The organism is Cellvibrio sp. UBA7661 (assembly GCA_002483365.1).
Classification (GTDB): domain Bacteria; phylum Pseudomonadota; class Gammaproteobacteria; order Pseudomonadales; family Cellvibrionaceae; genus Cellvibrio.
Genome location: DLHT01000017.1, coordinates 204,060 through 218,710, shown reverse-complemented (window position 1 = coordinate 218,710; position 14,651 = coordinate 204,060). Strand labels below are relative to the sequence as shown.

Annotated in this window: 9 protein-coding genes; 3 read left to right on the top strand and 6 right to left on the bottom strand. The window is 46.7% G+C overall.

All coding sequences use genetic code 11. From position 1 onward, the window contains the following. Positions 1 to 50: 50 nt before the first annotated feature. Positions 51 to 3,401 carry a CPBP family intramembrane glutamic endopeptidase gene (locus B2739_RS14160; protein WP_331346500.1) on the bottom strand — a complete coding sequence of 1,117 codons (3,351 nt, stop codon included), beginning with the start codon at positions 3,399 to 3,401 and terminating at the stop codon, positions 51 to 53. Positions 3,402 to 3,665: 264 nt separating this feature from the next. Between B2739_RS14160 and mobA the strand changes: the two genes are divergently transcribed. The 3 genes from mobA (at position 3,666) to B2739_RS14145 (ending at position 5,376) form a co-directional block, all read left to right on the top strand. Beyond that, positions 3,666 to 4,289 (top strand): molybdenum cofactor guanylyltransferase MobA, encoded by a 624-nt coding sequence (gene mobA / locus B2739_RS14155; protein WP_331346499.1) that lies wholly within the window; start codon positions 3,666 to 3,668, stop codon positions 4,287 to 4,289. 70 nt (positions 4,290 to 4,359) lie between these two features. Next, a complete protein-coding gene (locus B2739_RS14150) occupies positions 4,360 to 4,746 on the top strand; it encodes a VanZ family protein (RefSeq protein ID WP_331346498.1) in 387 nt (128 codons plus the stop codon). 24 nt (positions 4,747 to 4,770) lie between these two features. Then, the gene (locus tag B2739_RS14145; RefSeq protein WP_331346497.1) at positions 4,771 to 5,376 is read left to right on the top strand and encodes a DUF1287 domain-containing protein; all 606 of its coding nucleotides are present in this window, start codon (positions 4,771 to 4,773) and stop codon (positions 5,374 to 5,376) included. On the opposite strand, the gene B2739_RS14140 is transcribed toward B2739_RS14145, so the two are convergent. The 5 genes from B2739_RS14140 to B2739_RS14120 form a co-directional block, all read right to left on the bottom strand. Beyond that, the gene (locus B2739_RS14140) at positions 5,345 to 6,361 is read right to left on the bottom strand and encodes an alpha/beta hydrolase (RefSeq protein ID WP_331346496.1); all 1,017 of its coding nucleotides are present in this window, start codon (positions 6,359 to 6,361) and stop codon (positions 5,345 to 5,347) included. The genes B2739_RS14145 and B2739_RS14140 overlap by 32 nt on opposite strands. Positions 6,362 to 6,510: 149 nt before the next feature. Then, positions 6,511 to 8,109, bottom strand: coding sequence for a dihydrolipoyllysine-residue acetyltransferase (gene aceF / locus B2739_RS14135; protein WP_331346495.1), 1,599 nt, complete (start codon positions 8,107 to 8,109; stop codon positions 6,511 to 6,513). A gap of 91 nt (positions 8,110 to 8,200) precedes the next feature. Next, positions 8,201 to 10,852: a pyruvate dehydrogenase (acetyl-transferring), homodimeric type gene (gene aceE, locus B2739_RS14130; protein WP_331346494.1), complete on the bottom strand. Its 2,652-nt coding sequence runs from the start codon at positions 10,850 to 10,852 to the stop codon at positions 8,201 to 8,203. Positions 10,853 to 11,301: 449 nt separating this feature from the next. After that, positions 11,302 to 14,148 (bottom strand): insulinase family protein, encoded by a 2,847-nt coding sequence (locus tag B2739_RS14125; protein ID WP_331346493.1) that lies wholly within the window; start codon positions 14,146 to 14,148, stop codon positions 11,302 to 11,304. Positions 14,149 to 14,299: 151 nt separating this feature from the next. After that, on the bottom strand, positions 14,300 to 14,569 hold the full coding sequence (locus B2739_RS14120) for a sulfurtransferase TusA family protein (protein ID WP_331346492.1): 270 nt from the start codon (positions 14,567 to 14,569) through the stop codon (positions 14,300 to 14,302). Positions 14,570 to 14,651 lie beyond the last annotated feature (82 nt).

Below are 14,651 nucleotides of genomic sequence, written 5' to 3'. Positions count from 1 at the left end.
ATAAAAAAGGCACTGAATGCAGTGCCTTTTTATCAACCGCTGCAATCAGCTTATTCTAACCCACGGCGATACCAATGCCGGAGCAAAACATAAGATAAACCAACGCAAGCGGCGCAGCTTAGTAAGCCATGCCATTCAGCGCCAGGGTAAATAGCTGTTGTCACCCACAGCTGCTGCAAGGCAATAAGGCCGCCCATTAGCGCAAGCACTACGCCCAATTGTTGTCTACGGATCAGGATAAATGCCAACCACACAGTTGCAGCAGTAAAAAGCTGCTCGGCGAAGGTATTGATGAATGCGCGGCTCGCCATGGATGAACACAATAGCCACACCAACACCATTGCCATCACCAGTGCCCAACGCCAGGTTTTGGTGAGGTAACGCGCTAAACCAACCGCCACAATAATCAGCATTAATTTCGGGAAAACACCTTTGAACCCATTGAGGATCGCGGTGAGCCAAGGCATGACGGTCGCCCAATCGGCTGAATAAGGCGTTGGTGTCCAACCTGCGGGCACGACAAGATCGATAAGCGATTTACATCCTATCAGCCCCAAAGCCAGCAGACTGCCAAGTATAAAATCGCTGTTCAAATTCGCCCCAGCCCTTGGGCGTTCGCCATGGATAACCTGGGCAACCAAAAACACCAATACCGCAAGTACGCTGGTAGCAATACCGACCCCGAATAACAGCATGCCCACCTGCATCCACCACCCCATGGTCGTTTGGAAGCCGGCAAACGCCGGATCGCTCCACAATAGAGTGACGCTCATATTGGCGATGGAGACAACCAGTATCCACGGCAAGGCCGCTATAAAGCTGAACTTGCTACCTGCCGCGCGGCGGAAAAAGCAGACCAACGCCATACCTATCAGCACTAACAACGCCACTTTGGAAACAATGCTGTAAGGCTGCTGGCGCGATGATTCTTCGCTCTCTGCGCGTTTCCATTCATCGGGAATATCAATGCTGCGCACATAGCTGGTGACCTCATCGCCAACCAGCTTGATGATGATGGCTGCGCGCGCACCTTCATGATCATAAGCCCCTTTATCGAGATAAGTGACCACCCAATCGCTGCGCGCCGGGCGCAGTATTTCCTCGACTGATTTTTCTTCCAGCGAGGAGAGATCACCCCAGCCCTTTTGAATAATCCATTCCATGGCTTTGCTAACCGCTTGTTCACGGCTGAGCTTCGCTCCTGCTCGCCCTTCCGGTAATTGATGCACCAATTCATGCAGGCGGCCGTCGGGATAAAGCCAGGCCTGCCACTGCTCGGAGCGCTCCTCAACCGGACCATCAAACTTGCGCCAGGTGATAACCCAGAAGGGCGTATCCAGATATTGGCCAATCAGCCCCTGCGTTTTTTCTTTTCCGGATTCGCGCCAGACAAACTCTAGCGGCTGCGACCACCCACCATACGTCGTTGCGGTGCGATGCCATTCGCCTTCCAGTTTGACGCCGCGCTCAGCCAGATACGCCTCGGCTTTTTCTTGCGCTTGTGCACGATGGATTTCATAAGCAGGCCAATCCAGACGTGGAGGCTTGGCCAGATTTGCAGCGAACAACCCAATAGCCACTACTGCCATTAACCCCATCCACAAGGGCTTGATGACTAATGCTGAACCTGTTGCTTGTGGCGCGGGAGCAACCTCTTCCACGTTGACGGGTGCCACGGCAGCAGGTACACCATTACGCCATTCACTGCCCAAGGCTTGCCATTGTCCGCCGCGCACTTTCGCCCACAGTAATGCGGCAAGCGGTGCGATGCCTGCACCAATCACTAGCGCACGATCGATCCAGAGACTGGAGTCTTCAGCGATAAAAATCGGCAGACTCATCAGTACCAAATCGTATTCGAAGTGGGCAATCATGCAGATCGCCAAACCAAAACGCAGATACACCAAGCCAAACGCGATGGCAGGAATAAACAGTTCGATCAAGCGACTGTAACCGGGAAGATTGGGATAGTTTGCATGGACACCGGCAAATACCAGCGCCTGCACAATCAAGGTGACGATGACCAACTTGTTGCGAATACCGTAGTGGTTGCCAATCAGTACCGCGAGCGCCAGAGGAATCGCCCGGAATAAACACTCCTCCCAAGTCCCTGCCTGTAACGCAGTAAAAATTGGTGCCAAAGCTGGCCGCCAACTGGCGAGGATATTGGGGTCAGAATCCATCCCCGTTGGCTGCCACCATCCCAGCACTTTGGTACTGAACCAATAAAACACCATCGCATACAACAGAAAGAACCCCGTCCATGCGAAGCCGCCCAGCACTCGGCCTAAAATATCGGGCGATAACGTCTCTTTGCGAAACATATCCCACAGGCGAGGGTGATCGGCAAATGCCATACGAGTCAAACCCTCCGCCACAGCATAAATGGTTGCAAAGGCCAAGCTGGCGACGAATATCACCCCACCCGCCTGCGCTAGCTGTTGAAATAGAAAGGTCTGCGCCGAGCTGGTTGTTTGGTAGCCCATCCACGCCATTGGCATATTGGCCAAGGTCGCTGCGCCTAAACCGGCACCCACCACCAAGGCCGGCCAAAAGGCTTTTACCCACTGCAATTGATGGCGGCGAAACAACCAAATACCACCGCCAACCAATCCGCCCAAACCGAAGAGTACCGCCATGATGTAGGCGGAAATCTGGCTGATCTGGGTGTTTAACGCACGCATCTCACCAAAGCGCTGGTCGAATGCCTGGGGGATGTGCTTGAAAGTATCCACGGCAACCAACCGATCACCCGCGACTTTTAACTCCAGACGAAAACGCGCCTCGCCCACGATTAACGTGGAATGTTCGTAGGTGAAGCTGTAATCCACACGGCCAGATGCCTGACGTTTTTGCTTGGTTTCGAAGGTTTTATAAAGATCAAAGCGCTCGCCCATAAAGGCACGGGCTCCCTCCTCTGCCAATGCCCGTGCGGCAGTTTCATCCAATGCTGCACCGGGTGTTTTTTCTGCAATTAAATAGGCAAATGAAATAGGCTCGCCGCGCGGGCTAAAGGCGGTAATCAGCTCTTCTTCTTGCCCGGGTGCAAAACTGCGGACCTTCCAGTAGTGCGTCACTGCATCCAATTGCGGAATAAGCTCTTGAACTTTATCGGCACCACCCGCTTCTAATTCGACATAGTTTTGCAAACCGCGATCGCTCACAAAAATGACGGCAGAACGCTCGGTTTTTAAATCGGGAAAGTGGTGCTGCTGGAATTGCCGGGCTGAAGATACCACCTGGTCACGTGAAAATTGGATATCAACGCTCAGGCCCGGTGCTGCAACAAACATCAATTTAAGTGCAGCAATCGCTGCGATAACTGACGCCGCTAAAAACACTGTCCAAAACAACGGAGACTGCCAGGATAGCAATCGATGGGGAGGGGAAACTTGCATCATCCATTATCCTTATTCATTTGTAATTTTTAGGTATGTCCCGCGGTAATCCATAGTCTTATTCCGCAGGTAAACATCGCGAATCCTAGCGATAAATCGCGCCAAGGGATAGGTTGCGATAAAAATCCAACCTTGTTTCATAAAGAGGTAGTGGTGATGCAACTGCCCAACAGTTAAACTAGTCACTATGCACTTAAGATGATTAATGCGCCAAATAAGGATCAAACGGCGTATTAATCCAACCAGATCCTGACGTAGTAAACATTTATGAGTATTTCCGAATCTGTTGTCGGCGTTATTTTGGCCGGAGGATTGGCGCGCCGTATGGGGGGTGGCGACAAATGTCTGCTCCCTCTGGCAGGCAAGACATTGCTGCAAAGGACGATTGAACGTGCCCAACCCCAGGTAAGCAAACTCTTACTCAATGCCAATGGCAGTAGCCTGCGTTTTGCCCGCACCCGTTTACCGGTAATCCCCGATCTATTCCCGAATAACCTCGGGCCTTTAGCCGGTATCCACGCCGGGCTGTGCTGGATGCAAAACGATAACCCCGATGCAGAATGGCTGGTAAGTTTTGCCTCAGATACCCCATTCTTTCCTACAGATTTGGTCGAGCGTTTATTTATCGCTGCAAATAGCCAGCACGCACAATTGGCGGTAGCGACAGCCAAAGGACGTAGCCATCCCATCTTTGCGCTCTGGCATGCCTCTTTGATCAGCAAAATTGCAGATCAATTAGAACAAGGCCGTGTTCCTCGTCTGCAGGATTGGATCGCACAGCAAAAAGTGGTTGAAGTCGATTTTGAAGCAGACGCTTACGATCCATTTTTTAATATCAATACACCGCAAGACTTGTACGCTGCGGAACCTCTGGCAGCACAAATCAAATAACCTGTGGCGCGTACATCGCCCATTTCAGATCAAGCTGTTATGCTCCCACGCAATATTCAAGGAGCTCACTATGTTTTGGCGATTGTTGTGTGTTGCGCAGTTTTATTCTTTGCTCGCAATTTATACCTACCTTGGTTTAACACCTCACCCTGAAAGCTCGGTACCTGTCTTTAATGATTTACTCATGCACTTTGCAGGTTACATTATTGCGGGGATATCAATTAGTTTTGCTCGTCCGTTTTGGCCAATGTGGCAACGCGCTGCACTGCTGATTGCCTATTCTTTTGCTATTGAAATCGGCCAATATTTTAATCCGCCACGCACCTTTAGCCTGAGCGATATGCTAGCCAACAGCGGCGGTGTACTTGTAGGCTTGGTAATTGTTTTAGTGTTGCAAAAATATGTACCCGTTTTTTCCAAACTTCTTTATTGGAATACACCCTTAGCGAAAAATTAATGCAATCAAAAAGGACTATTGGTGATGAGGAGAATTATTTTTTTACTGCCAACATTGTTATTCGCTTTTGCAATCAACTTTGCACACGCAGATGATATTACCCAGCAAAAACAGCAGGCATTCATTGATGCCGCTTTAGCGCAGACCAAAACAGCAGTTACCTATAACGGCGCCTACTTTAAAATTGTTTACCCAATGGGTGACATACCCGCTGAATATGGCGTTTGTACTGATGTGATCATACGAGCTTATCGTCAAATAGGCATCGATTTGCAGCAGCGGGTGCATGAAGACATGCGCGATTATTTTTCAGCATACCCCGCCAAACGCAATTGGGGGCAAACCAAAACAGATAAGAATATTGATCACCGCCGCGTACCTAACTTACAGACATTTTTTACCCGTCACGGCAAAAAACTCACTACATCCAACAATCCCATTGATTATCACCCCGGAGATCTTGTTACCTGGATTCTCCCTGGCAACCTTCCGCATATAGGCATAGTGAGCAATCAATTATCCGCCGAGGGCCGTAGATTAATTATTCATAACATTGGTGCCGGCCCACAACTTGAAGACATGTTATTTAGCTATCCAATTACCGGTCACTATCGCTACGCGCCACCTTGAATTGTTTATCCAAAAAATGGACAACCGCATCAACTGATGGCTGCAACCAAGGATCGAATAACCAGAAAGAATGCGGTGTATCGAGAATTTGTACAATCTGATAAGGAATCCCCAGTGGTTTCATTTTTGCAGCCATTTCTTTATGCCCAACACTAAAACGCGCTTGGGCACTGATCAAAAATAAAATGGGCGGCGTATTTTTATTCACGTAAAAAATTGGCGATGCCTCATGCCACAACTCCATTTTTTCTGCATATCGTCCACCAAACCATGCTCCGGCGGCGGAAGGATTTTTGCGTGGATCATCTTCATAGAAACGCGCCGTTTCTGAAGTGAAATCGGATAGCCCATCAATATTAATAATGGCTTGTACAGAACTGGAAATACGCGACGACTTCGCTTGTGGGTCAAATGTGACAAGATCACCTGTAACCCCTGTCAGACTGGCAATTTGGCCTCCAGCAGACCCACCTGCGATTGCAATTTGCTCTGGATGCACACCATATTTTTTAGCATAGGTTCGCAGCCAGCGAATTGCCGCTTTTGTATCGTGAATAGCCGCAGGATATTTCGCCTCTGGCGACAAGCGGTAACTCATCGTTGCAGCCACATATCCCCGTTCAGCCATCGCAATAGCAAATGCCGTGAAATTTGTTCGATATCCCGCGCGCCACCCTCCGCCATGAACAAACAATACAGCAGGAAGATTTTGTTGCTGTATTCGTTTGGGCAAATACATATCCAGTTGCAACGCGCGCTGTCCATATCGCACATAGGTAATGTTTTTTATCTCACGCACTGATGCAGGAACATTACGATTAGCGATACTAATAAACGGATACTGACTAATCAGCTTTTGATAAGTAGCTTCAGGTGTGTAGGTGTTGGAAGGATCATCAAACGTGGTAACTGATTGACACCCGGCAACAGTGAGGGCCAATAAAAGACAACGAGCCACACGCAAAAAATAACTAATAATATGCATAGATAACCACTCAGCGGTAAATTGAGGTTACCGAAATTTGTGCCGCTTTGAAAAATCACTTTTATTAGTTTTATTAGTGGTAAGCGAAAAAATAATCAAAACAAAAAGGCCAGCAATTGCTGACCTTTTTGATTAACACATCACAAACATTACAACAATAAACGGCGTAAATCGCCAATCACAGAAACCAAATATGTCATAAAGCGACCAGCATCCGCACCATTTACAGCACGGTGATCGTATGACAGTGACAAAGGCAACATGTTACGCGGAATAAATTCCTTACCATTCCATACCGGCTTCATTTGCGCACGGGATACACCCAAGATCCCCACCTCAGTAGGTGCAGACACCATCGGTGTAAAACCATTGCCACCCATAGCACCCAAGCTGGAAATAGTGAAACAGCCGCCTTGCATTTCTGCTGGGGTCAATTTGCCATCACGTGCTTTTTTGGCGAGCACATTAATTTCATCTGCCAGCTCAAATAAGCCTTTTTTATCGGCATTGCGCACAACAGGAACCAACAAGCCATTTGGCGTATCTACCGCGATACCAATGTGTACAAATTTTTTGTGCACAATACTTTCGCCATCCTGATGCATAGATACATTAAACGAAGGCTCAGCAACCAATGCTGCGGCAACGGCTTTTACAATAAAGGGCAATGGAGTCAATTTGCTGCCGCGTTTCTCTGCCTCTGCTTTCATACTGTTACGGAAAGCTTCAAGATCAGTGATATCGGCATCATCAAATTGGGTAATACGAGGAACATTCAACCAGCTGCGAGTCATTGCTTCGGCAGTCAGCTTCTTGATTTTGTTCATCTTGACGACTTCGATTTCGCCAAACTTCGAGTAATCAATCACTGGCAGTGATGGAATGCCTGAGCCACCGACAGAAGTACCCGATTGCGCGGCTTGTACGATTGGTTTTACGTAAGCGCGAACGTCATCTTTCTGCAAGCGACCACGTGGACCAGTACCAGTCACCTTACCCATATCAACACCAAGCTGACGAGCCAGCTTGCGTACTGCAGGTCCCGCATACACATCACCAGTTTGCTCAACGTCTGCAACAGGTGCTGGCGCTGCTTTAAGGGACTCTACTTTCGGTGCGGGTGCAACTTCTGCTTTTGGTGCAGGAGCAGCTTCATTTTTTGCAGGTGCTGCAACTGGAGCTGCCGCACTACTGGTAGCAAGCACACCAATTACCGAACCTTGGGAAACTTTATCGCCTACCTTAACAGCCAGACTTACAATTTTTCCGTCAACTTCAGCAGGAATCTCCATCGAGGCTTTGTCAGTTTCCAGCACAATCAACGAGTCACCTGCGGCAACCTCATCACCTGCTTTCACTGCAATTTCAATAATTTCTACGCCTTCAGCGCCACCAATATCAGGAACCACCATATTGATTTCAGCGCTCGTTATTGGCGCAGCGGCCGCCACCGGTGCAGGAGCAGGAGCCGGTGTAGCAGCTTGTGGGGCGGAAGCGGGAGCCGCTTCACCTTCTGCTTCCACTTCGAGCAAAAGACTGTCTTGCGAAACCTTATCTCCCAAATTCACTTTAATAGCGACAACTTTGCCCGCTTTATCGGCGGGAATTTCCATTGAAGCTTTGTCGGTTTCAAGCACGACGATTGAATCTCCCTCAGCGATCACATCACCTACCTTCACGGAGATTTCAATTACTTCAACGCCTTCTGCGCCGCCAATATCAGGCACTTTAATAGTTTGAATTGCCACTGTAGTTCCTCGCTAATCGGTTATTTCTACATTTGATAAATGTTTTGAAGAGTGTAAACAACATCGCCCTCTTTGTGAGAGGGCGATGGCTTTATACGCTCATTGGATCCGCTTTTTCCGGATCAATACCAAACTTCTTGATGACCTTGGCAACCACATCGGCTTTGATCTTGCCTTGGTCGGCCAAAGATTTGAGTGCAGCAATAACCACGAAGTAACGGTTTACTTCGAAGAAATGACGCAATTGGGTACGCGTATCACTGCGACCGAAACCTTCGGTACCCAGCACTGTGTAATGGCCTGGAATGTAGGCGCGCAGCTGCTCAGAGTAAGTTTTGAGATTGTCGGTAGAAATGATAAATGGGCCTTCGGCACCCTCTAACACCTGAGTAATGTAGGGCTTGCGTGGAGCTGCTGTCGGATTGAGCATGTTCCAGCGAGTAGCACGCTGACCATCACGAGTCAGCTCGTTCACGCTGGTTACACTCCATACATCTGCTTCAACATCAAACTCATTGCGCAGAATTTCCGCAGCGAAGCGTACCTCACGCAGAATGGTACCGGCTCCCATTAACTGAACACGATTTTTGGCTTTGCCAGTACCTTTCTCTAATTGATAGATACCTTTGATGATGCCTTCTTCGGCACCTTCAGGCATATCGGGATGCTGGTAGTTTTCATTCATCAATGAAACGTAATAAAACACGTTTTCATTGTCGTGATACATACACTTGATTCCATCCTGAATGATCACCGCCAGTTCATAAGCGTAGGTTGGATCGTAAGAACGACAGTTCGGTATAGTATTGGCGAGCACATGGCTGTGACCATCCTGATGCTGCAAACCTTCACCATTAAGGGTGGTGCGACCAGCTGTAGCTCCCATCAGGAAACCGCGCGCCTGCGAATCACCTGCGGCCCATGCCAAGTCACCAATACGTTGGAAACCAAACATGGAGTAATAAATATAGAACGGAATCATCGGCTTTTTGTAATTGCTGTATGCAGTCGCCGCCGCAATCCAGGAAGCCATTGAACCAGCTTCGTTGATGCCCTCTTCCAGAATCTGACCAGTGGCAGACTCATGATAAGACATCATTTGGCCAGCATCATGTGGAACGTATTTTTGACCTTCAGACGAGTATATTCCGACAGTTTTGAACATACCTTCCATACCGAAGGTACGAGCTTCGTCAGGGACAATCGGTACAATTTGTTTACCAATGTTTTTGTCTTTTACCAAAGAAGACAAGATACGCACAAAACTCATGGTAGTAGAGATTTCACGCTCGCCTGTGCTCTTCAACTGAGAAGCGAAAGCATCCAGTGCAGGCACCAACAAAGGATCGAAACTCGCATTACGCGAAGGCAAATACCCTTTCAACACCTGACGACGCGCCTTCATATATTGCATTTCGGGACTGTCTTCTGCAGGACGGTAATAAGGCAGATTAGGTAAGTCTTCATCGCTTATCGGCAACTCGAAACGGTCGCGGAATTTTTTAAGATCTTCAACCACCAGGCTTTTAACCGAGTGAGTCTTATTGATTGCCTCTCCTGATGATCCCATACCGTAACCTTTGACGGTCTGGGCAAGAATTACCGTTGGTTTGCCTTTGGAGTTAACTGCCTGATAGTAGGCATTGTATACCTTGTGTGAATCGTGACCGCCGCGAGCCAACGCCATAATGTCGTCATCGCTCATGTCACTCACCAGCTCAAGCAACTCTGGATATTTACCGAAGAAGTGCTCACGAGTGTAGGCACCACCATTAGCTTTGTAGTTTTGCATTTCACCATCAACTACTTCATCCATCCGCTTCTGCAGAAGACCAGTTTTGTCTTTGGCAAGTAATTTGTCCCAGCCACGTCCCCAGAGGACTTTAATCACATTCCAGCCAGCACCACGGAAAACACCTTCCAGCTCCTGGACAATTTTACCATTGCCGCGCACCGGACCATCCAAGCGCTGTAGATTACAGTTGATCACAAAAATCAGGTTGTCCAGCTTCTCGCGCGCCGCCAAGGAAATAGCACCCAGGCTTTCTGGTTCGTCACACTCACCATCGCCCAGAAATGCCCATACCTTACGATCAGTCACGGGAATCAAACCACGCGCTTCCATGTAACGGTTAAAACGCGCTTGATAGATTGATTTGATCGGGCCCAAACCCATAGATACGGTTGGAAATTGCCAGTAATCAGGCATCAACCATGGATGTGGGTAAGAAGATAAACCGCCACCATTAACTTCACGGCGGAAATTGTCCAGATGAGATTCACTTAAACGCCCTTCTACATAAGAACGAGCATACATACCAGGGGAAACGTGTCCTTGGAAATAAATCAGATCGCCGGGAGTGTCACCATCATTACCGCGGAAAAAGTGATTAAAACCTACATCATACAAAGTAGCTGAAGACGCGAAGGATGCGATATGGCCACCTAGCCCATCATCGTTATCATTCGCTTTCATCACCATTGCCATGGCATTCCAGCGAATAATTGAGCGAATTTTACGCTCAAGAGCTACATCACCAGGAGAGGTGATTTCTTTATCGGTAGAGATAGTGTTGCGATAGGGAGTCTGTATAGATGAAGGCTGTTCAATGCCATGGTTAACGGCAGACTCGGACAGTGCTTTCAGCAGCTCGGTCGCGCGGTCTTTGCCAGCGTGGCGAACGACGGACTTAAGAGCGTCCAGCCACTCTTTGGTTTCAATGGCATCGATATCTTGTAGCATTCAAATCTCCTCAGCTATGCGCAAGGCGCACATCACGTAGCAGTAGTCTCTAATACAGGAATTTGGATCTGACTTCGCACAAAATTTGCGCACACCAAGTAAATGTGCAGAATTTTCATGGAGTTACAGGAGGAATATTCCTTTTACTTGTGTAAAAAATCCCCGAATTCTTGCATAAATGGGAATTTTTTACCAGCCCTAGCCAATACGGTAACACTCTGGAGGGGCACAGTTTTAGTGCGAAAATTGCCGAACAAAGCGTCTTAATTACAATGATGTTAACTAAAGAGAGCTGTTCGCAACAGGGATGGCATTATTACCCAAACTTTTACCATTCACAAAGCAAATATCAGTAAAAAAACTGATAATTTTCTTTCCCTTTGCACCAAAAAATAGCAGAGATTTACTTATTGATGTACGCGCAATTCATTCAACTAAAAGAAGTTAACTCAAGGAGATACCACCATTTGCATTTGTTGTTTATGAAGCAACAAATCATCAACATGAAAAAAGTTTTCATTCTTTTCATGCAATTCTGACGTTAACCATAGGCGGCGATTTTTATCCATAAAGACTGCGCGAAAATAATCATGAAAGGAATCAGGTGTAATACGTGCAACCGCCTCTGCCAAATCCAAACGGCGAGAAAAATGTTCACCGTGATCAACAATCGAACTCCAATAGCGCTGTCCTTGTTCTTTTAAAGAACGAGCAGGTTCACGCAGCTTTTTAATTAACGATCGTTGATTATTTACGAAATCTTCATCCAAATCTGGCAGTGCCTCCTCTAAAAACAAATCGATCTCATGAATAAGAATATTTTCGTTTGCTGTTGGTGACTGCACCACAAATAATGTACCTTCCAATGCTGCAATAGGCGATGCTATTGCTGCTGTTATGTATCCTAATTGTTTCTCTGTGCGCAGCTGATGATAAAACGCTGGCTGCAGTAACTGCCGCGCCAACATCATATGAGCGGCATCTTCAACAGAAACAGATGGATTCATAATAAACAATTCAACGACACTATCATCATGTGTTAATGAATGCGTATAAAGCCAAGGTTTTTCAGACCCTTTAGGTAATAACAATATTTTTGCAGGAGGAAGACTGCGCCCAGCTTGACGATTTAGTAATTCATGCTCAACCAGCACTGCAAGCTTTAATGCTTCAGCACGAAAATAGTTACCGTAAAACAATGCATCAATTTTTGCATCAATTAGTTGTCGCACAACAAATTGGTGGAATTGTTCGAAAGTTTTGTTTTCCAACGCATCAATTAATTGCGTGCTGCTCCAGGCAGGCTCAGATTGCAACACAGTAACCTGATTCGCAAGAACCTGATAAGGCAGATTCTTGTTTTGGTTTCGCCAACTACGAAGTAGATCCTCCTTCAACAGATTGAATCGCTCCTCCTTGAATCGGCTAACGCGTATACCCTCCATCAGTTTGTTTAATAACAATCCTTGCCTACTGGAATAACCAAAGACACTGATTTCATAACCACGCGTATTAGCAACAATAGAATGATCAATCCCAGCCAATCGAGCAGAGTAGGAAAACTCATTCATTTGGTCAGCAAGCAAGGCAGCAAATAATTGCGCTTGCGCAGCTCCATCCGCATTAGCAGCTACCAAAGGGGATTTAATGCGAAAATTCACTAACGCACGAGGCTGCATGAACTGCTGATCCTGCGCAAACCATGCACGCATATTTTTATTGGCAAGAATGAGTTGAGGCTGAGGATCGAGCGTTAACTCCTCCTCCAATAAGGATCCGGATTTAACTATCAGTCGCTTCGGGATAAATACATTTTTTTCCGGTAAAAAAAGCTCTTTTCTAACAGCAGGCTTCAAGTCCAGGAGTTCAGGAATACTAGCCCTAACACTGAATGGAACAGAGTAAAGTGTGCTTATGCGATATGGCTCCGCCTCTGGCGCCATGAGCACTAACAATAAATTTTTACTATTCAAGTAAGATAACGCTTTTTTAATCAGCCGTTCGTCATAGGCTCCGTAAAGATAAGGGCCGCGCAAAATATCTTTTGGTGCATAAGTTTTCATTGACTGAGCCAGCACACTGACAGTTTGCATGGGAGCACTTTTTTCAAGAAAACGAAATTCCAAATCACCTAATTGCTGCAACTCTCCGTAACGCCACGCATAAAGACCGCGCGTTTCAATTTGGCCAAGGCAATAAAATACCAACGATACAATTTGGTTACGTGCACGAACTCCTTGAGGAGTCAATTGGATGGTTAACTGAAATAACGCATCATTGCGACTTTGAAAGCCCGTACTTGCATAAATGGCATCGGCCCAGCCCAATCGTTTTAACAAAGACAACAAACTACCTTCACCTTCATGCCCAAGCAAATGAGCAATATATGCATAAGGCTTCTTTTGATAAAACTGCTCAGGGTTTGGAATTGGAAAATTAAAGGTTAGCTGCCGCAACTCTTTTTCCGGTTTTATTTCCACGCTCGCAGGTAAACTTTGCTCAGCAAATAAAGAAGCGTAACTGGATGAAATATTGATATCGCGCTGGGGGATGGCTGAAAAATATTGACGCGCACGGGCTTCAAGATCATCCAGACTGTAGCGCCCCATTATTACCAAATTCATTAAATGCGATGAGTAATATTGCCGATAAAAGGCGACCATATCTTCGCGGACTGGATGTCCTTCTCGATCAGCTAACGTTATTAAATTGCCTACCGAAAACTTGGAACTTGGGTGATCAGGGTTGATTAATTCGCGATAAACATCTCTTTCACGTCGGCCGTCATCTTTCAATTTGGCAAGATATTCCGAGTGCACTGCCTTACGTTCACGCTCAACATATTCCGGGTTGAATAAAGGCGAAATAAAAAATTGAGCAAATCGATCTAACGCAACATCAAGTTGATCGTTGTCTATTTCAAAAAAATAATTGGTATTTTCGGCAGCGGTATAAGCATTAAATTTACCCCCATGCTGGGAAATAAACTCCTGATACTCACCTGCTTGTGGATATTTTTCTGTACCTAAAAACAACATATGCTCAAGAAAATGAGCGAGACCGGCGCGATTTACCGGATTTTGGTTAGCGCCAACATTAATATCTAATGCAGCAGCCGATTTTTCAGTAGACGGATCAGAAATAAGCAGCACGCCAAGCTGATTTTCTAATTTTAAGTAACGATAATTACGCTTATCGTTTTCACTTTTGATAACCCCATTATTAGTGTGCAGATCAATGGTTGCATTGAAGATAGAGCTTGTATCTATAGCTGGCGAGTTATCCTGAGCGGACAAAGGCGGACTTACGAACAGCAAGAATACTGAAGCTAACCAGCACGCACTTAAATTCAGATGTAATCTGCAACCCAATTTCACCATAACACACTCACTTAGCTATCCACGTCTTATTAAAACCGCAGATTGCACAACGCAGATTGATTAAACGTTACGCCGGGTTTACCGCCGGTTTTTTGAGCAAATAACAATAAATGCCGTCTTTCTCAGTGAAGGCCATTAATACATGCCCGCTTAATTGGGCATAGGCCTGAAAATCACGCACCGACCCACCATCAGTTGTCAATACGCGCAACACTTCGCCAGGGTTCATATCGCGCAATGCCAGCTTCGCTTTAAGCAGAGGCAGCGGGCAGCGCAAGCCGCAGGCATCCAACTCGCGTGACGTGGTGTAAGTGAAGCAATCGATTATTTGACTCAAAATTTTTCCTGACGCGTCCATAAAGGATGGATTTCACTGAAAAAACCCAAATATTGGCTAATAGCACAGGGTTTATTCGTAC